19 protein-coding genes are annotated in these 20,877 nt (G+C 55.5%); all 19 read left to right on the top strand.

Annotated features, from left to right (window positions below; genetic code table 11):
* The first annotated feature begins 11 nt into the window (after positions 1-11).
* Complete coding sequence (locus VV869_RS09435; protein ID WP_337734815.1) at positions 12-1,088, top strand: flagellar basal body P-ring protein FlgI; 1,077 nt, start codon at positions 12-14, stop codon at positions 1,086-1,088.
* Between the two features lie 47 nt (positions 1,089-1,135).
* A complete protein-coding gene (gene flgJ, locus VV869_RS09430) occupies positions 1,136-2,158 on the top strand; it encodes a flagellar assembly peptidoglycan hydrolase FlgJ (protein WP_337734705.1) in 1,023 nt (340 codons plus the stop codon).
* Between the two features lie 244 nt (positions 2,159-2,402).
* Positions 2,403-4,286 carry a flagellar hook-associated protein FlgK gene (flgK, locus tag VV869_RS09425; protein ID WP_337734704.1) on the top strand — a complete coding sequence of 628 codons (1,884 nt, stop codon included), beginning with the start codon at positions 2,403-2,405 and terminating at the stop codon, positions 4,284-4,286.
* 15 nt (positions 4,287-4,301) lie between these two features.
* Positions 4,302-5,492, top strand: a complete 1,191-nt coding sequence (flgL, locus tag VV869_RS09420; protein ID WP_337734703.1) for a flagellar hook-associated protein FlgL — start codon at positions 4,302-4,304, stop codon at positions 5,490-5,492.
* A 49-nt stretch (positions 5,493-5,541) separates the two neighbouring features.
* On the top strand, positions 5,542-5,697 hold the full coding sequence (locus VV869_RS09415) for a hypothetical protein (protein WP_337734702.1): 156 nt from the start codon (positions 5,542-5,544) through the stop codon (positions 5,695-5,697).
* Positions 5,698-5,839: 142 nt separating this feature from the next.
* Complete coding sequence (locus VV869_RS09410; RefSeq protein ID WP_337734701.1) at positions 5,840-6,985, top strand: flagellin; 1,146 nt, start codon at positions 5,840-5,842, stop codon at positions 6,983-6,985.
* Positions 6,986-7,300: 315 nt separating this feature from the next.
* Positions 7,301-8,449, top strand: a complete 1,149-nt coding sequence (locus tag VV869_RS09405; RefSeq protein ID WP_337734700.1) for a flagellin — start codon at positions 7,301-7,303, stop codon at positions 8,447-8,449.
* A gap of 63 nt (positions 8,450-8,512) precedes the next feature.
* On the top strand, positions 8,513-8,965 hold the full coding sequence (locus VV869_RS09400) for a flagellar protein FlaG (RefSeq protein ID WP_337734699.1): 453 nt from the start codon (positions 8,513-8,515) through the stop codon (positions 8,963-8,965).
* A gap of 22 nt (positions 8,966-8,987) precedes the next feature.
* Positions 8,988-10,373, top strand: a complete 1,386-nt coding sequence (fliD, locus tag VV869_RS09395; protein ID WP_337734698.1) for a flagellar filament capping protein FliD — start codon at positions 8,988-8,990, stop codon at positions 10,371-10,373.
* 23 nt (positions 10,374-10,396) lie between these two features.
* A complete protein-coding gene (locus VV869_RS09390; protein ID WP_337734697.1) occupies positions 10,397-10,681 on the top strand; it encodes a flagellar rod protein FlaI in 285 nt (94 codons plus the stop codon).
* A gap of 16 nt (positions 10,682-10,697) precedes the next feature.
* Positions 10,698-11,102, top strand: coding sequence for a flagellar export chaperone FliS (gene fliS / locus VV869_RS09385; RefSeq protein ID WP_337734696.1), 405 nt, complete (start codon positions 10,698-10,700; stop codon positions 11,100-11,102).
* 286 nt (positions 11,103-11,388) lie between these two features.
* Positions 11,389-12,846: a sigma-54 dependent transcriptional regulator gene (locus tag VV869_RS09380; protein WP_337734695.1), complete on the top strand. Its 1,458-nt coding sequence runs from the start codon at positions 11,389-11,391 to the stop codon at positions 12,844-12,846.
* A gap of 142 nt (positions 12,847-12,988) precedes the next feature.
* Positions 12,989-14,053 (top strand): sensor histidine kinase, encoded by a 1,065-nt coding sequence (locus tag VV869_RS09375; protein WP_337734694.1) that lies wholly within the window; start codon positions 12,989-12,991, stop codon positions 14,051-14,053.
* Positions 14,053-15,435 (top strand): sigma-54-dependent transcriptional regulator, encoded by a 1,383-nt coding sequence (locus VV869_RS09370; RefSeq protein WP_337734693.1) that lies wholly within the window; start codon positions 14,053-14,055, stop codon positions 15,433-15,435. Before VV869_RS09375 ends, VV869_RS09370 begins: the two co-directional genes overlap by 1 nt.
* A 160-nt stretch (positions 15,436-15,595) precedes the next feature.
* Positions 15,596-15,907 (top strand): flagellar hook-basal body complex protein FliE, encoded by a 312-nt coding sequence (gene fliE, locus VV869_RS09365; RefSeq protein WP_337734692.1) that lies wholly within the window; start codon positions 15,596-15,598, stop codon positions 15,905-15,907.
* A 16-nt stretch (positions 15,908-15,923) separates the two neighbouring features.
* Positions 15,924-17,672, top strand: coding sequence for a flagellar basal-body MS-ring/collar protein FliF (gene fliF, locus VV869_RS09360; protein WP_337734691.1), 1,749 nt, complete (start codon positions 15,924-15,926; stop codon positions 17,670-17,672).
* Positions 17,665-18,705: a flagellar motor switch protein FliG gene (gene fliG, locus VV869_RS09355; RefSeq protein WP_337734690.1), complete on the top strand. Its 1,041-nt coding sequence runs from the start codon at positions 17,665-17,667 to the stop codon at positions 18,703-18,705. The genes fliF and fliG overlap by 8 nt, the downstream gene beginning before the upstream one ends.
* A 39-nt stretch (positions 18,706-18,744) precedes the next feature.
* Complete coding sequence (gene fliH / locus VV869_RS09350) at positions 18,745-19,548, top strand: flagellar assembly protein FliH (RefSeq protein ID WP_337734689.1); 804 nt, start codon at positions 18,745-18,747, stop codon at positions 19,546-19,548.
* The gene (fliI, locus tag VV869_RS09345; protein ID WP_337734688.1) at positions 19,548-20,870 is read left to right on the top strand and encodes a flagellar protein export ATPase FliI; all 1,323 of its coding nucleotides are present in this window, start codon (positions 19,548-19,550) and stop codon (positions 20,868-20,870) included. Before fliH ends, fliI begins: the two co-directional genes overlap by 1 nt.
* The last annotated feature ends 7 nt before the right edge of the window (positions 20,871-20,877 follow it).

Below are 20,877 nucleotides of genomic sequence, written 5' to 3'. Positions count from 1 at the left end.
AATTTTCGACAATGTTTATGGGCCTGATCCTGCTGCTGGCGATGCCGACACATGCGGCCCGGATCAAAGACGTGGCGCAGGTTGCCGGCGTGCGCAGTAACCAACTGGTGGGTTATGGCCTGGTGGTTGGTTTGCCGGGCACCGGGGAAACCACGCCGTTTACCGATCAGAGCTTTAATGCCATGTTGCAAAACTTTGGCATTCAGCTTCCGGCGGGGACCAAGCCGAAAACCAAGAACGTTGCGGCAGTCGCTGTGAATGCAACCTTGCCACCGTTTACCAAGCAGGGGCAGACCATCGACATTACGGTCTCTTCCATCGGTTCGGCCAAGAGCCTTCGGGGCGGAACCCTGCTGCAAACCTTCCTTAAAGGCCTGGATGGTAAAGTCTATGCGATCGCGCAGGGGAGTTTGGTAGTCGGGGGTTTTAGTGCCGAGGGGGCCGATGGCTCCAAGATCGTCGGCAATACACCGACTGTCGGCAATATCTCCAATGGGGCCATGGTGGAACGGGAAGTCCCGAATCCGTTTGGCCGCGGGGATTTTCTGACCTTTAACCTGCTGGAGTCCGATTTCACGACCGCCCAGCGGATGGCCGACGCGGTGAACCAGTTCCTCGGGCCGCAGATGGCTGCTGCCGTCGATGCCACGTCGGTTCGGGTACGGGCGCCGCGTGATGTCAGCCAGCGGGTCGCATTTCTGGCGACCATTGAGAATCTCGAGTTCGAGCCTGCAGACGGCTCGGCCAAAATTATTGTCAACTCGCGTACCGGCACGATAGTGGTCGGCCAGCATGTCCGGTTGAAACCGGCGGCCATTACCCATGGCGGGATGACGGTAACGATCAAGGAAAACCTCACGGCCAGCCAGCCGAATGCATTTTCCGGCGGCAATACTGTGCTGGTTCCGAATTCGGACATCAGTGTTGAGGAAGAAGATTCCCGGATGTTCAAGTTCGAGCCGGGTGTGACACTGGATGAGCTGGTCCGGGCCGTGAACCAGGTCGGTGCGGCGCCGTCAGATTTGATGGCAATTTTGCAATCCCTGAAACAGGCTGGGGCCATTGAAGGCCAGTTGATTATTATTTAAACCTTTTCTCCAAGAACTGTAGCGCTACTGACTGTAGGTTTATGACTATGAAGACCACCGATCCGGGCTTTATTCATGATATCTCCAACCTGGAACGGTTGCGGGCCGGGATTAACAACGACGAAAGTGCCTCATTGCGTGGTGCGGCGCAGCAGTTTGAGGCGCTGTTCACCCAGATGTTGTTTAAATCCATGCGTCAGGCGAACGAGGCATTCGAGTCGGATTTAATGAGTAGTAATAACACCAAGTTCTTCGAGCAGATGCGCGACGAGCAGTTGGCCAGTGAACTCAGCACCACCGGATCGCTCGGGCTGGCCGATCTGATTGTTGCGCAGTTGGGCGGGGTGGAAGATCAGGCGGTGTCTGCCGATGAGCCGGCGTTTCGGGAAGCAGCCAAGGAAGTTCCGCTGAACTGGCCGCCGGAGCCGAAGCCGCTGGCGGATCGCCAGTCGGACAAAGCGATGCCCGTGGATAAAGCGATGCTTGCGGACAAAGCCCTGATCGAAAAAGCCGCGGATGATGCGCTGTCGTTGATGCAAAAAACGCAACCTGCGACTTTTACCGCGCCGCTACCGCCCCGGAAAATGGCGGCCCCTGAGCCTGAGTTTCATTCTCCGGAAGATTTTGTGACCCGTATGCGGCCCTTTGCGGAAAAGGCCGCCCATGCCTTAGGCACGGATCCATCGGTGCTGATCGCGCAAGCCGCGCTGGAGACCGGCTGGGGCAAGAAGGTGATCCGCAATGCGGCCGGAAACAGCAATAACTTGTTCAACATTAAGGCCGATCCGCGTTGGTCGGGTAACAAGGTCGCGACCAGTACCCTGGAGTTCCACAACGGGATCCCGGTGCAGGAGACTGCGGCGTTTCGCTCTTATGACAACTATCAGCAGAGCTTTAATGATTATGTTCGCTTCCTCAATGAGAACCCGCGCTACTCGCAGGCCCTGGAGCAGCCGGCAGATCCGGTCCGTTTTATCCGCAACCTGCATCAGGCCGGCTATGCCACCGACCCCAAATATTCCGATAAAGTTCTCAGCGTGATGGATACCGTCAAACGCTTGATGAAATAACCGGGTTGCTGCCGGATGCCTGAAGGGCTGCGACGTTGAGCGCCGCAGCACGCATAAATGAACCGAACAGCCTCGGCAACCGCCCGAACCGGAACGGCAAACTCTTGCCTTTCAGCGTCACACGCCACTCACTTCATTTGGAAAGTCGATATAAATCAATTGATTAGTAATGATTTATTCATGTGGCGCGATTCTTGCTTGTTAACCTCCAGATGATACTCACCCCCTCAGTGACGGAGGATCCATGGGGTTTGACTTGCTCAACCTTGGCTCGCAGGGGTTGATGACTGCTCAACGGCAGCTCAATACCACCAGCCATAACATTAACAATGTTAATACCGAAGGCTACAGCCGTCAGTCTGTGGTCCAGCAAGCCAATGATCCGATTTGGTGGGGGGGGAACCAATACGGCACCGGGGTTCATGCGGCAGAAGTTCGCCGCGGGTTTGATCAGTTTGCCACCAACGAACTGAACCTGACCACCACTAATCTGAGCTATGCCATGGAGCGGGAAGGCCAACTGGGCCGACTGGATAACATGTTGGCCAACAGTGCCAAGAAAATCCCGGAAGATATGAACCAGTGGTATGACGCCGTGAAAGCGCTGGCCGACAGCCCGAATGATATCGGCTCGCGCAAAGTGGTGCTGGAAAAAGGCAAGATGGTGGCGGCTGGTCTGAATGACAACTACACCATTCTCGCGCGTCAGCAATCGGAAACCAACGAAATCCTGTCACGCACCCTGAACCGGGTCAATGACATTGCCCGGGAGCTGGTGGATGTTCACAAAGCGCTGGTGAAAACGCCGGCATCCGGCCACGACAACGATCTGCTGGATCGCCATCAGAGCTTGATCAATGAGCTGTCTGAATACACCAAGGTCACGGTGACCCGTAAGAATGACGAAAGCTTCAATGTCATGATTGGCAGCGGTCATACCCTGGTTTCCGGAACGGAATCCAGTGAGCTGCGTATGGTCAGCGGCAAACCGGATCCGCAACAGACCCAATTGGCGATTGTAGAAGGAAAATCGCTGAAAACCATTAACAATGATGGTATCGGCGGGAAAATGGCCGCCTTGTTTCAATTTCGTGATGAAACGCTGACCCATGCGATGGACGAGATCGGGCGGATTGCGATCGGTTTTTCCCATTCAGTGAACGAACTTCAGCAGCAGGGGTTGGATTTGCAGGGGCAGGTCGGCCAGCACATGTTTCGGGATGTCAACGATCCGGCGGTTGCAGCGGCACGGGTGATGCTCCCGGCGGGGTCGAATGCGGATCTGAAAGTCTATGTCGAAGATCTCAGCCGGATCAAAATCGGCGAATATGGCCTGACGTTTGATGGCAGCCAGCACACCCTGGCGATGCCGGATGGCAGCCGCCAGACGGTGATCCCAAGCGGCAACCCGGCGGCATTTTCGATGGATGGCTTCCGGGTGGAAATAGATGCGCCGATGAAAGCCGGGGAGCGGGTTGTGCTGCGGCCGACCCGTTCGGCGGCCGGAGAGATCAGCATGACCCTGGCCGATCCGGCCGGCATTGCCGCCCAGAGTTATTTAAGCTCTGCCAGCCAGATCCAGGGTGGCGCAGAGTTTAACGTGACCCGCGCCGGGGGATTGCAGGAATTTCAGGTGGCGGTGTCGCCGGATGCCAGCCAGTTTGCCGTGCTGGATAAGCAAGGCAATATTTTGCAGCCGCCGCAGCCCTATCCGCCGTCTGGGGAAGTGCTCGTGGGCGGCAATGGCTTCACGCTGGGGCCGGGTGCTGCGGGAGGCGATCTGTTTGCGGTGAACCTCAATGCGGCGGACGGGGACAACGGTAACCTGATCAGGATGCAGAATCTGCAAGCGGACAAATTCATGGACAATGGCCGCTCCACCGTGATTGATGTCTATCAGGGGCTGAATACCGAGATGGGCGTTCAGAAGGCCTCAGCCTCGCGCCTGAAAGACGTCGGGCTGGTGGAGAAAGATGCGGCCGAGGGCCGGGTGGCAGAAATTGCCGGGGTCAACCTCGATGAGGAAGCGGCAAACATGATGAAGTTCCAGCAAGCCTATATGGCTTCATCCCGGATCATGACCGTTGCCAACGAAACGTTTGACACCTTATTGAATGCTTCACGCTAGGGAGACTGACAGATCATGATTAGCCGAATTGCCAGCTTCCATAATTATCAGTCGGTAGCCAATGACATGAATCGCCAGCAGGTGAAAGTGGCGGAAAACCAGCAGCAGCTGGCTTCCGGCAAGCGCTTGCTGACGGCCGGAGACGACCCGGTCTCCTCCATTTATATTCAGAATTTTGATCAGCAAAATACCCAGATTGAACAATCGCTGAAGTCGATCACCCTGGCCCGGAACCGGCTGGACAATGAAGAAACCGCGATCACTGAGGTTGAAAACCTGCTCGATGAAGCCAAGCGCAAGTCGATGATGATGGTGAACGGCTCCTTGTCCGGTGATGACCGCATCGCACACAAACAGGATATGCAGGGGCTGTTTGATTCGTTTATGAACCTGGTCAACACCCAGGATGAGTCCGGGAACTACGTGTTTGCCGGAACGCAGTACAGCAAGCAGCCGTTTTTCCGCGATAACAACGGTCATGTCAGTTATGTCGGTGACAGCTACCAGCGCATGGCCAAGGTGGCGCCGGCCGTGGAAGTGCCGATGAATGATGCCGGTGACAAACTGTTCCTGGAAGTTTCCAATCCGTATGGGAATTACCAGCCGGACTATCAGTTGCAGGAAGGCTCGATGTTGCTGCTCTCGCAGGCAACCAACAGCAACGATGCCGATCAGTCCGCCTATCGGGTGGAGTTCACGACCTCGCCGTCCGGGACATCGTACCAGCTGTACCAGAATGGTGCGGTGGTCAGCAGTGCACCGTTCGAACCCGGCAAAGGGATTGAATGGGGCACTTTGCAGGTGAACATCGACGGGGAAATCAAGAACGGCGATGTGATCGACTTGTCCCGCCAGGACAAAGTGAACGTGTTTGATGCCTTTCGCCGCGGAATCGAGCTGTCGGATCGCAGCGTGTCCGATGCTTCTGCGTCTGCCGAGCTGCACCAGGTTGCAGCCGAGTTATCCGAAGGGTTCAAGCATATCAACCGGGCCCGCTCAGAAATCGGAACCCGGCTGCAAACCTTAGATCGCCAGGAAGATATGCATGAGGATTTCCGGATCGTGATGAAGCAGGCCCGCGGAACCCTGGAAGATCTGGATTACGCCACTGCGGTGATTGAACTGAATGAAAACATGATGGCGTTGCAGGCATCCCAGCAGGCCTTTGCCAAAACCAAAGATTTAAACTTGTTTAACTACATCTGATCCGATTGATCGGGGCGGGTGCAAAGAACCAAGTACAGCAGGATTGCGGGTGCTGGCGGCAAAAGATGAACGCGGCTTCCGGCAAAGTTTCGGCAAAGTGGCAACTGAACTGGCACGGGCTTGCCGCTTTGGCCAAGACAGAGCGACAAAAAGGCATATTTTGCTGATATCAAAAGGAATTATTTTTGGCATGATGATTGCTTAATAAGATTACGATTATGAATTCTCGGCATTGATGTTGCCGATATGATTTACAACTTATAGCTGGCCCCGCTTCAAGGTCTTTGTTCCGATTGTTGCGGGTAGGCTGTTTCGCCAACCAAGAGCGAAAGTCAAAGGAGAGCAAAATGGCTGTAACCGTGAACACTAACGTCTCTGCCATGACGGCGCAGCGTTACCTGGGCAAAGCAACGAGTGACCTGAGTACATCGATGGAGCGTCTGTCGACCGGTAGCAAAATTAACAGCGCAAAAGATGATGCGGCAGGTCTGCAAATCTCGAACCGTCTGGTTGCCCAGACGCGTGGTCTGAATGTTGCCATGCGTAACGCCAATGATGGCATCTCGATTGCCCAGACTGCGGAAGGGGCAATGCAAGAATCAACCAGTATCCTGCAGCGGATGCGGGATCTGTCCCTGCAGTCAGCCAACGGCGCGAACTCAGATGATGACCGTGTGGCGATCCAGGAAGAAGTGAACGCCCTGCAGGACGAGCTGAACCGGATTGCTGAAACGACCGCTTTTGGTGGCCGCAAGCTGCTCAACGGCACTTTCGGTGAAGCCGCTTTCCAGATCGGTGCCGATTCCGGTGAAGCCATCATCATGGGGATGGACAGCGTGCGTGCCGACTACGAGAAAATGGGCGGCAGTCTGTTGCAGTCCAACACCCCGATCCAGGCCGATGCGAAGCTGAGCGCCGATACCCCAGTCCAGTTTAGTATCACCGATAGCCTGGGCAATGTAACGAACGTCGATGTGACGCTGGTGGCTGGCGATGACATCGAAGAAATCGCGACCCGCATCAATGGTCAGAATGACAAGCTCAATGCATCCGTCGATGAAAAAGGCCAGCTGCAGCTCTTCTCCGGTGACGGTACGGTTGCCATGGCATCAGGCAGTGTGGTGATGAACAATGAAGACGGCACGCAGACCACCATGGCAATGGGCGCGGCGAAAGATGTCACCGTGGCTTCGGTTGATGTGGAAACCGTCGGCGGCGCACAGCACGCGGTGCCGATCATTGATGCGGCGCTGAAGTATATCGACAGCCAGCGCGCCGATCTGGGTGCGAAGCAAAACCGTCTGGGTCATACCATCAATAACCTGGCGAATGTGTCTGAGAACGTGTCGGCCTCGAACAGTCGGATCCGCGATACCGACTTTGCCAAGGAAACCACCGAAATGACGAAGAGCCAGATCCTGCAACAGGCGTCGACGTCTATCTTGGCCCAGGCCAAGCAGGTGCCGCAGGCGGCGATGAGCTTGCTGCAGTAAGTTTCCGCGCAGACGCGAGGCATACCTTTTACAAAAACGGCAAGGGGCAATCCCTTGCCGTTTTTGTATTTCGCGACACGATTTTCTGTGAATCAATCCCTTGGGATCTGAACAAGGGCCCACATCTTCGCCGGACTTGAGGAACCGCCGCAGTTATTTTCCCGCGCGTGATCACATTTCTCAGCGACCGCAAAAAAATTCCAAAAAAAGCTTAAAGGTTTTTCAATCCATGCCGTTACAACTCATGAACACAGAATAACAAGGTTTTTCCGGCTGAGCTGGTCAAGCCATGATGAATAGGAAAGGAGAGACACTATGGCAGTTACAGTAAATACGAACGTTTCTGCAATGACCGCTCAGCGCTACCTGGGTCAGGCGACTGACGCGACCGCAAACTCAATGGAGCGCCTGGCAACTGGTAGCAAAATCAACAGTGCAAAAGATGACGCTGCGGGTCTGCAGATCTCGAACCGTTTGATGACGCAAAGCCGTGGCCTGGATGTGGCCGTTCGTAACGCCAACGATGGTATTTCAATGGCGCAGACCGCAGAAGGCTCGATGCAGGAAACCACGAATATCCTGCAACGGATGCGTGACCTGGCCCTGCAATCGTCTAACGGCTCGAATTCTCAGGAAGACCGTGACTCGATCCAGGAAGAAGTGACCGCGCTGAACGACGAGCTGAACCGTATCGCAGAAACCACCTCTTTCGGTGGGACCAAGCTGCTGAACGGGACTTTCGGTTCTCGTTCATTCCAGGTGGGTGCTGACTCGGGTGAAGCGGTTCAAATGAACTTCAACAACATCCGTTCTGACGAAACGAAAATGGGCGGCAGCATTTTGGTTTCCGACAAAAAAGTCGCTGCAGATGCCACCCTGGATGCCGATACCGCAATTTCACTGACCGTGACCGACTCTGCCGGTAACGCAACAGCAGTCGATGTTGGGCTTGTGAAAGGCGATGACATTGAAGAAATTGCCACCCGGATCAATGGCCAGAATGACAAAATCAATGCTTCGGTTTCTGAAGACGGTGAACTGCAGTTGTTCTCCGCTGAAGGGACGGTTGGCGTTGCCACAGGCGGTATCGCGATGACCGACAGCAAAGGTGCTGCGGTTGATGCCACGATTGCCGGTACAGCAGCCAACACCACGGTGTCTGAGATTGACGTGACCTCTGTTGGTGGTGCTCAGAAAGCCGTTGCCATTCTGGACGGCGCGATGAAGTATGTGGATTCAAACCGTGCTGAGCTGGGTGCCTCTCAGAACCGTCTGAACCACACCATCAACAACCTGAACAACGTGAACGAAAACGTCAATGCGTCGAACAGCCGTATCCGTGACACCGACTTCGCGAAAGAAACAACGAACATGACGAAGAACCAAATCCTGCAACAGGCTTCAACGTCTATCCTGGCGCAAGCCAAACAAGCACCTCAGGCCGCACTGAGCCTGCTGGGCTAATCCCTCTGAAAGCGGCAAGGGGCTGCCCCCTTGCCGCTTTCTGCTTTCAGAAGGTGAACGAATATGGATGTCAAATCTGTTTCAACTTCTTCACTTCTCTCCCGTTCCCCCGAGAATGGCACCCATGCTTCTGTTGGCACAAGTCTTGCTAATAACTCCAAGCGTCAATCCCCAGAAATCCCAGCGGCCTCGGTCGCCAGTGCACCGATCACCACCAGCAGCGACAGCGGTAAAAGCGATGTCCGGCGGGTCGAGCAGTCCGGCAAAGCTGAGCAGCAGCATCAACTGCAGCGGGAGCAACTGGAGAAGGTGGTGGCGCGGATTGAAGAATTTGTAGGGACGACGTTCAATAAAGGCCTGGCATTTCGGATTGATGAAGAGTCAGGTAAGAATGTGGTCACGATTTACGATAAGCGTACCGGAGAGGTGGTTCGCCAAATTCCTGACGAAGAGATGTTGTCGCTGTCGCGAAAGTTGGCACATCATTCGGGAGGCTTGGTCATGACGAAAGTCTGATGCGATATCGATAGAGGTGGTAATGAACATAGGCGCAGCCGCGACGGCTTCCGGTCTCGACATTAACAGCATGGTGAACAAAATTGTCGAGGCGGAGCGGGCACCGAAAGAAGCGCGTATTAACGAACGCCGCGACAATGTTGATGTCAGTATCAGTGCCTACGGAAAGCTCAAGGGTGCTCTGGACGACATGAAGTACCTGATGGGAGACTTTCGTCGCAATCACTCTTTATCGGCGCGGACGGTCAGCACGGATACGCCGGAAGTCCTGACGGCGAGTGCGTCGCATGAGGCGCTCCCCGGTAAGTACAGTGTGAAGGTTGAGCAACTGGCACAGTCGCACAAGATTGTCTCCGGGACCTTTGACGACAAAGAAAAAATAGGCGCCGGAAAACTGGCGATCTCTCTTGGCGCCAGTGCGTTTAACGTCGACATCCCGGAAGATGAGAGCAAGATTCTCGATGTGGTTCGGCTGATCAACCGCCATCCCGGAAATACCGGGGTGATGGCGTCGGTGATTCAGGACGACGCCGGCGCACGTCTGGTGTTGTCGGCGGATAAAAGCGGCGAACAGAACAACATTAAGGTCCGGGTGGATGCCCCGATGGCCAGCACCCTGCAAAAATTCGGGTTTAACCCCAACAACGAGATCAACTCGATGCGGGAGATGCAGGCGGCAGGGGATGCGAAAGTGGTGATTGACGGGCTGGCTGTTGTGACCAGCGATACCAACACCATTGAAGATGCCATTAAAGGGGTTGATCTCAACCTGCAGGCGCTGACGCATCGGGATGAATCCGGTCTGCCTCAGGACAAGCCGGTGGTCGTGGATGTCGCTTATGACCGCAATGCGGTGGGCGGCGCCATCGAGCAGTTCGTTAATGCCTACAATCAGTTCTATGCCACGTCCCAGGAGCTGGCTAAGTTTGATCCGGAAACTCAGGACAAAGGCCCGCTGGTGGGCGATAGTATTATCCGGACCATCGACAGCCAATTGCGTACGGTGTTTTCGTCGCCGGTTGAAGGTGCGCCGGAGAGCATCAAGACCCTGAGTGAGCTGGGGATCACCACCACACTGCAGGGTCAGCTTGAGATTGACTATGATCTGCTGGATCGCCAATTGGAAAAGAACTTTGCCGATGTCGGTGAGTTTTTTTCCAGTCGAGAAGGATTTGCCCGTAAGGTGGAAGATCTGATCCATGCGCATACCGGGATCACCGGGAGTATCAAAGGGCGACAAGACAGCCTGAATGAACAGCGGATGACGCTCAACAGTGAGCAGGAGCAGCTGGATCGCCGGATGGACAGTGTCCAGAAGCGGGTGCATGATCAATTTACGGCCATGGATAAGGCGATGGGAGACATGAAAGGTCAGCTCAGCTCAATGATGAGCATGCTGCCGTCCTGATGGCCGGATGAATGAGGTGACCCATGCAGCGATTACAACAGCTTGATGATCAATTAGAAGCACTTCTGGCAACAGACGGGGAAGTTGATGCCGGGCAATTGCAGCAATTGCTTCAGCAGCGTCATCAGTTGTTACAACAACTCATGGCAGCGCCTGAACACTTGGAACACAACGAGTGGCGGGCTGCCGTAGAACGCACGTCGGGCTTACTTGACCGGATTCGCCAACACAGAGAGCGATCGGCAGGGCAGCTACAGCGACTACAGCACGGGCAACGCTCGATGCAGATTTACAATACATTTCGGTAAGGTTAGAAAAATGGCAATGAGAGGATCACTACAGGCTTACAAGCGTGTATCTGTAGACAGTCAGTTAACTTCGGCATCACCCCACCGTGTGATCTCGATGCTGATGGCCGGGGCAATCGAGCGTTTGATCCAGGGCAAAGCGGCCATGGGTCAGAACAATATTGCGATGAAAGGCGAACGTCTGGGTAAGGCGCTGGATATTGTGATCAGTCTGCGTAGCTGTCTGTCGATGGAAGATGGTGCTGAGATTGCGGTGAATCTGGATGCGCTGTATGACTATATGATCCAGCAGATCTACAAAGCCAACCAGGAGAACCTGGACGCGCCGATCGACGAAGTGATCGACATGCTGCGGGAAATTAAATCCGCTTGGGATCAAATTCCAGCTGAATATCACAACATGACGCAGCTTGACGTCTAGTCCCGCCGTTTCCCAAACCAGGGTATTGGTTATTGGCTGCTCGCTTGGATAGTCAAAATACCACCACCAATGCCTTGATCTACACTTTCCTTTGTACTGGGGTCACAGCTTTTGCGTGTCCCCGGTTGCCTTATCCTGTGCTTTTATTACAATGGTCGCCAATACTTTTGGTTGCTGTTCCTCAGTAATACCCAATTGAATGAAGATCAGTGGCTCTGCTGATGACTCAATTTGGTATAAAAGCCATAGAATAGAAAATCCTATAAAGGCAGGCAATATCTCTCCTATGCAAGGTTTAGCAAAAACCCTCGTTATTGATGACGACCAACAGCACCGTCATGACCTCAGTGTCATCTTGAATTTTGTTGGTGAGCAACACGAAGCTGTGTCGGCTGCTGAGGTTGATCATTCGCTTTGGGAAAAGGAATGGGGTGCCTGTTTACTGGGAAAAGTAAGTAATGGGAAAACCCTGAAAAAGATTCTGGATGAGTTAAGAGTCCATAATCATATTCCTGTCATTGCATTATCATGTCATGCCGAAGAGCTGGCGGGGTTACCCAATTATGTGGGTGAACTGGAGTTGCCGTTATATTACGGCCAGCTGTCTGATGCGCTACGCCATTGCCAGGAATTCCTCGGCAAGCGGGCATTTCAGGTCCCGCAGTTGGGTCGGAAAAACACCTTATTCCGCAGTATGGTGGGTCGCAGCGATGCGATTAGCCAGGTCCGTCATCTGATTGAACAGGTATCCTCTACGGATGCCAGCGTGTTGATCCTGGGTGAGTCCGGTACCGGAAAAGAAGTGGTGGCCCGTAATGTTCACTACCATTCTTCCCGTGGCAAAGGGCCGTTTGTGCCGGTCAACTGTGGCGCGATCCCGCCGGAATTGCTGGAAAGCGAACTGTTCGGCCATGAGAAAGGCGCGTTCACTGGGGCGATTTCTGCACGTAAGGGGCGTTTCGAACTGGCTGAAGGCGGCACCCTATTCCTGGATGAGATCGGCGATATGCCGATGCCGATGCAGGTAAAACTTCTGCGGGTCTTGCAGGAGCGCTGCTTCGAGCGGGTGGGGGGCAACGATACCATCAAGGTTAATGTCCGGATCATTGCGGCAACGCACCGTAATCTGGACGAGATGATCCTGAATAATACGTTCCGCGAAGATCTCTATTACCGCCTGAATGTGTTCCCGATTGAGATGCCGGCGCTGCGCGAGCGGATCGGCGATATTCCGTTGCTGTTGCAAGAGTTGCTGGCGCGGATGGAAGCCGAAGGGGCGAAGCTGATCCACTTTACGCCGCGTGCCATTACCTCCCTGATGGAGCACGACTGGCCGGGCAACGTGCGTGAACTGGCGAATCTGGTTGAGCGCCTGATCATCCTGTATCCGGGTGAGATGGTAGACGTTAACCATCTGCCGATGAAGTATCGCTATAACGATTTACCGGAGTTCCAGCCGGAAGATCATTTTCTGTCGACGGAAGATCAGGAGCGGGCCGCCCTGGCCGACATGTTCGCTTCCAGTTATGTCGATCAGGATGAGCATGCCGGAATGAGCGATCTGCCGCCGGAAGGGGTCAACCTGAAAGAAATGCTGGCTGACTTGGAAGTCGACATGATCCGTCAGGCCCTGGAGGCTCAATCCGGTGTGGTTGCCCGCGCGGCAGATATGCTCGGCATGCGACGGACCACGCTGGTTGAAAAAATGCGCAAATATGGTCTGAATAAAGACGACCTGCGCTAATTTTCCTCTCTATCGCAGGCAGTGTCACCTTCTTGACACTGCCTGCTTTCTTTTCTTTTCGCCAAGCCATTGATAAGATGCAATTTATTTTGGCATAAAACATGCTTGATTGGTGTTTTTATGCGTTTTTATCAGGGAACTCATGGCTGACAATGCTCCACCATCCGGTACGCTCACCCAGCAGGTAAGCCGCTATCAGCAGGTTCTGGACGTCATGCCGTCCGGCGTCATTTTTCTCGATTCGACTGGCGTCGTGGATGAAGCGAACCCGGAAGCCCGGCGCTTGCTCGGCGAGCCGTTGGTCGGGGAGCGTTGGTTTTCCGTCATCCAGCGGGCATTCGCCCCACAGGACGATGACGGCCATGAGGTCTCGTTGCGCAGCGGACGGAAAGTCAAACTGGCCATTTCAGCCACGGACAGCGGTCAGCTGATTTTTATTACCGACATGACGGAAACCCGGCTGTTGCAATCGCGGATCAGTGAAATGCAGCGGTTATCTTCTTTAGGTAAAATGGTCGCTTCGCTGGCGCACCAGGTGCGGACCCCGCTCTCGAGTGCCATGCTGTACGCCGCCAATTTATCGGCGCCGAATCTGAACCAGCAAACCCGGCAGCGGTTTCAGACCAAATTAGTTGATCGCCTGCATGATCTGGAAAAGCAGGTTAATGATATGCTCTTGTTTGCAAAGGGCGGAGACAATAAGGTGGTCGCCACCTTTACCCTGGAGAGTTTGCTGAATGAACTCGATACCATGGTCGAAGCTCAGGTTGTCTCCAACCAGGTCGATTTCAGTATTGATTGCGAAGACGAAAGCCTGACCCTGCTCGGCAACGCCAATGCCCTGGCCAGCGCGCTGGGGAATTTAATCACCAATGCCATTCAGATGTCCGGAAAACAGTGCCGGGTCGTGTTGGATTGTCGGCAGCAGGGAGAGGCCGTGCAGATTTCCGTTGCCGACAACGGGCCGGGGATCGCGCCGGAGATGCAAGCAAAAATTTTGGAGCCATTCTTTACCACCCGCCAGCAGGGAACGGGGTTAGGGCTGGCTGTGGTCCAGATGGTGGCAACCGCCCATAAAGGGCAACTGTCTCTTGAGTCCGAACCTGGCCAGGGCGCCTGTTTCACCCTGACTTTACCCCTGGCAGGCACGTCGGCGCAGGCTGATGCCGCAACAACCCATCAACAACAAGCAATTGGAGAGTCGTGATGAATCAAAGCCGTGTATTGGTCGTCGAAGATGATGAAGGGCTGCGTGAGGCGCTGGTCGATACGTTAGCCCTGGCCGGCTACCAATGGCTGGAAGCGGACAGTGCCGAGCAGGCATTGCTGTTGTTGAAATCTGAGCCGGTCGATATCGTGGTTTCCGATGTGCAGATGACCGGCATGGATGGTCTGGGCTTGCTGCGCAGCATTAAACAACACTGGCCGAAGCTGCCGGTGTTGCTGATGACTGCCTACGCCAATATTGAAGATGCGGTGTCCGCGATGAAAGAAGGGGCCATCGACTATATGGCCAAGCCTTTTGCGCCGGAAGTACTGTTGAACATGGTCAGCCGCTATGCTCCGGTCAAGAGCGAATCCAGCCACGCCATTGCCGAGGATGAAAAGTCGAAGAAGCTGCTGGCTTTGGCAGAGAAAGTCGCAAAAACCGACGCCAGCGTGATGGTGCTGGGGCCAAGCGGCTCCGGTAAAGAAGTGATGTCCCGCTATATTCACGAACATTCTGAGCGCCGGGATGGACCCTTTGTGGCCATAAACTGTGCGGCGATTCCGGATAATATGCTGGAAGCGACTCTATTCGGTTACGAAAAAGGCGCCTTTACCGGCGCCGTCCAGGCTTGTCCCGGCAAGTTTGAGCAGGCGCAGGACGGCACGATCCTGCTCGATGAAATCAGCGAGATGGACTTGAACCTGCAGGCTAAACTGCTGCGGGTGTTGCAGGAGCGGGAAGTCGAGCGGCTCGGCAGCCGCAAGAGTATCAAGCTCAATGTCCGGGTGCTGGCGACCAGTAACCGGGATCTTAAGCAATATGTGGCGGAAGGGCACTTTCGCGAAGATCTGTATTATCGCCTCAATGTTTTTCCGCTTGTGTGGCCGGCATTGGCCGAACGCGTCGGCGATATTGCCCCGTTAGCCGGTTACTTGACAGAGCGCCATTGCATGAAGCAGGGACTGCCGGTCCCGGCGCTGAGTACTAGCGCGATTCAAAAGCTCCAGCAATATCGTTGGCCGGGAAATGTGCGGGAGCTGGATAACGTGATCCAGCGGGCGTTGATCCTGGCCGATGGCCACCGAATTGAAAGCGAACATATTTTATTGGAAGGTTTGGATTGGCTGGATGCACAAAGCCTGCAAACCGCGGTAGAATTGACGTCACCAGTGCCGACGATCGAGCCGCTGCAAATCCCATCCGGTGTCGAAGGGTTGGGGGGAGAGCTGCGCGAGCAGGAGTTTGCCATCATCCTCGATACGATCCGCGCTTGCGAAGGTCGGCGCAAGGATGTTGCGGAGAAATTGGGGATCAGCCCGCGCACGCTGCGTTATAAGCTGGCAAAGATGCGCGATGCTGGAATCGAGATCCCAGTTTAAGGAAAAACTGCGCTGAGGCTGGGTTATCCGCTTGCACTGGCGGTAAGCTTGCTCTTTGTTTCACGAGACGACGTGAAGACTAGGCAACACGAATTCAAATGAATAAAATCCGTCACTGCATCTAAAGCGGTGACACTTTTTTGACTGAACGGGGAATATCATGAAAGTTAACGGATTTCAGGCAGAAATGCAGGCGATGAAACTGGAAGCCCAGAATACGTCGCGTCCGGCAACCGGTCAGCAGGTGAGCGCAGACTTCGGCGCGGTCCTGGGTGATGCGATTAAAACCGTCAATCAACTGCAGTCCGCTTCTGGCGAACTGGCCACACGTTTCGATCAGGGCGATCGCAGCGTGTCCCTTTCAGATGTCATGATTGCCCGGAATAAGTCCAGCGTCGCCTTTGAAGCAACCGTGCAGGTTCGCAACAAGCTGGTGGACGCCTATAAGCAACTGATGAACATGCCGGTTTAAGGTCAGGAAATAGTTAGTGTCGGAATCATCTTCAAACCACGAGCTGGCGGTTGCCGGTAATGCGCCTCCGCCGGCAGTGACCGACTCCGAGCTGGAGCTGCAAAACCCGGATGCCGAGGAAAAAAGTGCCGGTCGCGTCGATAGCCTGCTGGGGAACCTGGACTTATTGCGTCAGGTGATCCTGGTTTTGTCGATCGCGATTTGTGTGGCGTTGATTGTGCTGGTCGTGGTCTGGATCAAAGAGCCGGAAATGCGGCCGCTCGGGACGTTTGAAACCGAGGAGCTCATTCCGATCCTGGATCATTTTGATCAGAAAAAGATCGAATACACCCTCGATGGTAATACGATCCGGGTCGCGGCAGACAAATTCTCGTCGATCAAGCTGGAAATGAGCCGAGCCGGCCTGAATAACAATGTCGCCGAAGGTGATGAGATCCTGCTGCAGGATATGGGATTCGGGGTATCTCAGCGTCTGGAACGCGAGCGACTGAAGCTGAGCCGGGAGCGTCAGCTGGCCCGGGCCATTGAGCAAATCCGCCAGGTGCGTAAAGCCCAGGTGTTGCTGGCGATGCCGAAGCAAAGCGTGTTCGTGCGGCATAACCAGGAAGCTTCGGCCTCGGTGTTTCTGACCCTGGGCACCAACAGCAGCTTGCGCCAGGAAGAAGTCGACTCGATTGTGGATATGGTTGCGACCGCGGTGCCCGGCCTGAGACCGACCCGGGTCACGGTGACCGATCAACACGGGCGTCTGCTGAGTTCAGGCACCGAAGACCCGAGCGCGGCGGCGCAGCGTAAAGAATATGAGCTCGAGCGCAAGCAAGAGCAGGCGCTGCGGGAGAAAATTGACGCGATTCTGATCCCGGTGCTGGGGCTGGGCAACTATACATCGCAGGTCGATGTGTCGCTGGATTTCAGTGCGATCGAAGAAACCCGCAAGCAGTACGACCCGACCACGCCGTCGACCCGAAGCGAATATACGCTGGAAGATTATAACAACGGCCATGTGGTGGCCGGCATCCCGGGGGCGCTGAGTAACCAGCCGCCGGCAGATTCGTCGATCCCGCAGGACATTGCGGAAATGCAAGCGGGCAAAGGTTCGAGCAATGGCTCGGTTCACCGGGAATCGACCCGGAACTTTGAGCTCGACACGACCATTCGTCACAAGCGAGCGCAGACTGGGATCGTCAATCGCCAGACCGTATCGGTCGCCGTTGATTACAAGCAAATCACCAACCCGGAAACCGGCGAGATCACCCGGGTGCCGGTCAGTGAGGCTGAACTGGCGAAAATTGCCCGCCTGCTGAAAGGCGGGGTCGGGTTCTCCGAGCGTCGGGGCGATATGCTGGAAGTGATTTCGGTGCCGTTCGCGATGCCTGAGGAGCAGGTGGTGCCGGATCTGCCAATTTGGGAACATCCGAACTTCAATACCTGGATCCGCTGGCTGGCAGCTGCCCTGGTGATTGTCGTCGTGGTTCTGGTCTTGGTCCGCCCGGCGATGCGCAAGCTGCTGTATCCGAATCAGGCCCCGGATGGCACGCCGTTGGATGAAAATGGCATGCCGATTGGGCGTCTGGGCGAAGACGGCGTGGATCTGATCGGCGCCGAGCTCGATGGCGTCGAAGGACTGGAACTGAGCAGTAGTACGCTTGATTTGCCGAATCTGCATAAAGACGAAGATTTGCTGAAAGCGGTGCGGGCCCTGGTGGCCAATGAGCCGGATCTGGCCGCGCAAGTTGTGAAAAGTTGGGTAAGCGAAGATGGCTAACGAAGTCGCAACAACGGAAGAAAAAAAATTCGATGTGTCGTCCCTGACCGGGGCCGACAAAGCGGCCATCCTCTTGCTGAGCCTCAGCGAGCAGGATGCGGCCAGTATTATTCGCCATCTGGAGCCGAAACAGGTCCAGCGGGTGGGGAGCGTGATGGCTTCCATGTCTGATCTGAGCCAGGAAAAAGTCTCGGCGGTGCATCGCCACTTCCTGGAAGATATCCAGAAATACACCAGTATCGGGATGGGAAGCGAAGACTTCGTCCGCAATACCCTGGTGGCAGCCCTGGGTGAAGACAAAGCCAATAACCTGGTGGATCAAATCCTGATGGGCAGCGGCTCGCGCGGCCTGGATTCCCTGAAGTGGATGGATCCGCGCCAGGTGGCCAGCATTATTCTCAATGAGCACCCGCAGATCCAGACCATTGTGTTGTCTTATCTTGAGCCGGAGCAGTCAGCGGAAATCCTGGCTCAGTTTCCGGAGCGGACCCGTCTTGATCTGATGATGCGGATCGCCAACCTGGAAGAAGTCCAACCGGCGGCCCTGCATGAGCTGAATGACATCATGGAGAAACAGTTTGCCGGTCAGGCCGGTGCCCAGGCGGCGAAGATTGGCGGCCTGAAGGCGGCGGCAGAGATCATGAACTACCTCGACAACAATGTTGAAGGGTTGTTGATGGAGCAAATCCGTGAAGCCGATGAAGATATGGCGACCCAGATCGACGATCTGATGTTTGTCTTTGACAACCTGGCTGAAGTGGATGACCGCGGGATACAGACCTTGTTGCGTGATGTGCCGCAAGATCTACTGCAACAGGCCCTCAAAGGGGCCGACGATGTGCTGCGTGATAAAATTCTGCGCAATATGTCCAAGCGGGCTGCGGAAATGCTGCAGGACGATCTGGAAGCGATGGGACCGATCCGCGTTTCCGATGTGGAAGCTGCGCAGAAAGAAATTCTGTCGATTGCCCGTCGCTTGTCTGATGCCGGTGAACTGATGTTGACCGGAGGCGGCGCGGATGAATTCCTGTAATGATTGGATGTTATCGGGACGTGGTCCTGAGGAGCGGCTATGAGTCTTGAACGCCGTCGCGGCTTTTTGCGGGTGTCTGAACACCAGGCTCAGGAGCTTGAGCGCTGGGCATACCCGGATTATGCCGATGAACAGCAGGGGCCGGTGGATAACGCCCTGAACTACGATCCGCAGTGGCATCCCGAGTTGGAAGAAGTGCCGGAAGAGCAAGACCCGCCGCCGTTGACGGCAGCCGATCTCGAAGAAATCCGTCATTCGGCCTACGAAGAAGGGCTGGCCGAAGGCCGGGCTACCGGTCATGCCGAAGGGCTACAGGCCGGGCATGAAGCCGGTCTGGTCTCCGGTCACCAGGAAGGGTTTGAGCAGGGGCTGGCTCAGGGCCTGGAGCAGGGCCAGTCACAAATTACCGAGCAGGTATCGCATCTGACTTCGCTGATTGAACAGCTGGCGATGCCGTTGCAGCAGGTGGATGCTGAAGTTGAACAGCAAATGGTGTCATTGGTCACCAGCTTGGCCCGGGAGCTGATCCGGGTTGAAGTGCAAACCAACCCTCAAATTATATTAAACACCATTCGTGAGGTAATGGGCGCGCTGCCGATTGCCGGTCGAAAGGTGCAAATGAACCTGCACCCAGACGATTTAACGTTAGTGAAAGATGCCTACGGCGCAGACAATCTCGCGGAGCGTCGATGGACGCTTCAGGCTGAGCCATCGCTCAACCGTGGCGACCTGCAGGTCGTGTCAGGTGATGCCAGCGTGGACTACCTGATCGAGGATCGGATCCGCCATCTATTGCAACAGTTTCAGGGCGCCAATAGCCAGCACAGTACCGGAGGCCAGTAATGGCAGCCACGTTGGCCGAGCGCCTGGGCCGTTACAAAACAGAAAATCTGGCCTGTCGGCCGGTGGCCTCAGGTCGCCTGGTTCGGGTGGTCGGGTTGACTCTGGAAGCCGTCGGGTGCCGGGCGCCGGTCGGTAGCCTGTGCCGGGTGGAAACCCTCAGCGGGGATATTGAGGCTGAAGTCGTCGGCTTTTCCGGGGAGACCTTATTCCTGATGCCCAGCGAGCAGCTCACCGGTATTATGCCTGGGGCCAGAGTCACCCCGGTGTTGCAAAACAATGGCCTGCCGGTCGGGCCGGAACTGCTGGGGCGGGTGATCGACGGCGTCGGCAACCCGCTCGATGGCTTAGGTGATATTTACACTGCCGAGCGGGCCGCGTTTAACGCCGATCCGATCAACCCGCTCACCCGTAAGCCGATTAAAGAGCCATTGGACGTTGGACTGAAAGCGATCAACGGCCTGCTGACGGTTGGTAAAGGCCAGCGAATCGGCCTGTTTGCCGGCTCCGGGGTCGGCAAGTCGGTGACACTCGGGATGATGACCCGGGGAACGACCGCCCAAGTGGTGGTGGTGGGACTGATTGGCGAGCGGGGCCGTGAGGTCAAAGAATTCATCGATGAAATCCTGGGCGTCGAAGGGCGCCAGCGGGCGGTGGTCGTGGCGGCCCCGGCTGATGCATCCCCGTTGATGCGTCTGAAAGGTTGTCAGACGGCCCTGACTATCGCCGAGTACTTCCGCGATCAGGGGTTGGACGTGCTGCTGTTGATGGATTCACTTACCCGCTTTGCGCAGGCCCAGCGGGAAATCGCCCTGTCTGTCGGCGAGCCGCCGGCGACCAAAGGGTATCCGCCGTCGGTGTTTGCCAAATTGCCGGCGCTGGTTGAACGCGCCGGGAACGGGGGCGAGCATCAGGGATCGATCACGGCCTTTTTTACCGTGCTGACGGAAGGGGATGATCTGCAGGATCCAATCGCCGATGCCTCGCGGGCGATCCTTGACGGTCACGTGGTGCTGTCGCGCGAAATGGCAGATGCCGGTCATTATCCGGCGATAGATGTCGAACGCTCCGTCAGTCGGGTGATGCCGGCGATTGTCAGTGAAGAGCACATGCTGATGGCAAAAGCCGTGCGCCAGATCCTGTCGATTTGCCGCAAGAACCAGGACCTGGTGTCGATTGGTGCCTATAAACCGGGCACGGATCAGGGGATCGATCAGGCATTCAGTTATAAGCCCAAACTGGATGCCTACCTGCAACAGTCGATGAAAGAGTCGGTGCCATATGAAATGTGCATCAACATGCTTCGCTCGACCCTGAGCGGTTAATCTGAAA

The organism is Photobacterium sp. MCCC 1A19761, assembly GCF_037389125.1.
Classification (GTDB): domain Bacteria; phylum Pseudomonadota; class Gammaproteobacteria; order Enterobacterales; family Vibrionaceae; genus Photobacterium.
Note: the sequence above shows the minus strand (reverse complement) of the source record. Positions and strands in the feature narration are given on the sequence as shown.

Excerpts from the sequence above, each read along its gene's own strand:
- fliI (WP_337734688.1), top strand. The coding sequence starts at position 19,548 with ATGGCAGCCACGTTGGCCGAGCGCCTGGGCCGTTACAAAACAGAAAAT.
- VV869_RS09400 (WP_337734699.1), top strand. The coding sequence starts at position 8,513 with ATGGATGTCAAATCTGTTTCAACTTCTTCACTTCTCTCCCGTTCCCCC.
- VV869_RS09435 (WP_337734815.1), top strand. The coding sequence starts at position 12 with ATGTTTATGGGCCTGATCCTGCTGCTGGCGATGCCGACACATGCGGCC.
- VV869_RS09370 (WP_337734693.1), top strand. The coding sequence starts at position 14,053 with ATGAATCAAAGCCGTGTATTGGTCGTCGAAGATGATGAAGGGCTGCGT.
- fliS (WP_337734696.1), top strand. The coding sequence starts at position 10,698 with ATGAGAGGATCACTACAGGCTTACAAGCGTGTATCTGTAGACAGTCAG.
- fliG (WP_337734690.1), top strand. The coding sequence starts at position 17,665 with ATGGCTAACGAAGTCGCAACAACGGAAGAAAAAAAATTCGATGTGTCG.
- VV869_RS09410 (WP_337734701.1), top strand. The coding sequence starts at position 5,840 with ATGGCTGTAACCGTGAACACTAACGTCTCTGCCATGACGGCGCAGCGT.
- flgK (WP_337734704.1), top strand. The coding sequence starts at position 2,403 with ATGGGGTTTGACTTGCTCAACCTTGGCTCGCAGGGGTTGATGACTGCT.
- fliD (WP_337734698.1), top strand. The coding sequence starts at position 8,988 with ATGAACATAGGCGCAGCCGCGACGGCTTCCGGTCTCGACATTAACAGC.
- fliH (WP_337734689.1), top strand. The coding sequence starts at position 18,745 with ATGAGTCTTGAACGCCGTCGCGGCTTTTTGCGGGTGTCTGAACACCAG.
- VV869_RS09390 (WP_337734697.1), top strand. The coding sequence starts at position 10,397 with ATGCAGCGATTACAACAGCTTGATGATCAATTAGAAGCACTTCTGGCA.
- VV869_RS09375 (WP_337734694.1), top strand. The coding sequence starts at position 12,989 with ATGGCTGACAATGCTCCACCATCCGGTACGCTCACCCAGCAGGTAAGC.
- VV869_RS09405 (WP_337734700.1), top strand. The coding sequence starts at position 7,301 with ATGGCAGTTACAGTAAATACGAACGTTTCTGCAATGACCGCTCAGCGC.
- flgJ (WP_337734705.1), top strand. The coding sequence starts at position 1,136 with ATGAAGACCACCGATCCGGGCTTTATTCATGATATCTCCAACCTGGAA.
- VV869_RS09380 (WP_337734695.1), top strand. The coding sequence starts at position 11,389 with ATGCAAGGTTTAGCAAAAACCCTCGTTATTGATGACGACCAACAGCAC.
- flgL (WP_337734703.1), top strand. The coding sequence starts at position 4,302 with ATGATTAGCCGAATTGCCAGCTTCCATAATTATCAGTCGGTAGCCAAT.
- fliE (WP_337734692.1), top strand. The coding sequence starts at position 15,596 with ATGAAAGTTAACGGATTTCAGGCAGAAATGCAGGCGATGAAACTGGAA.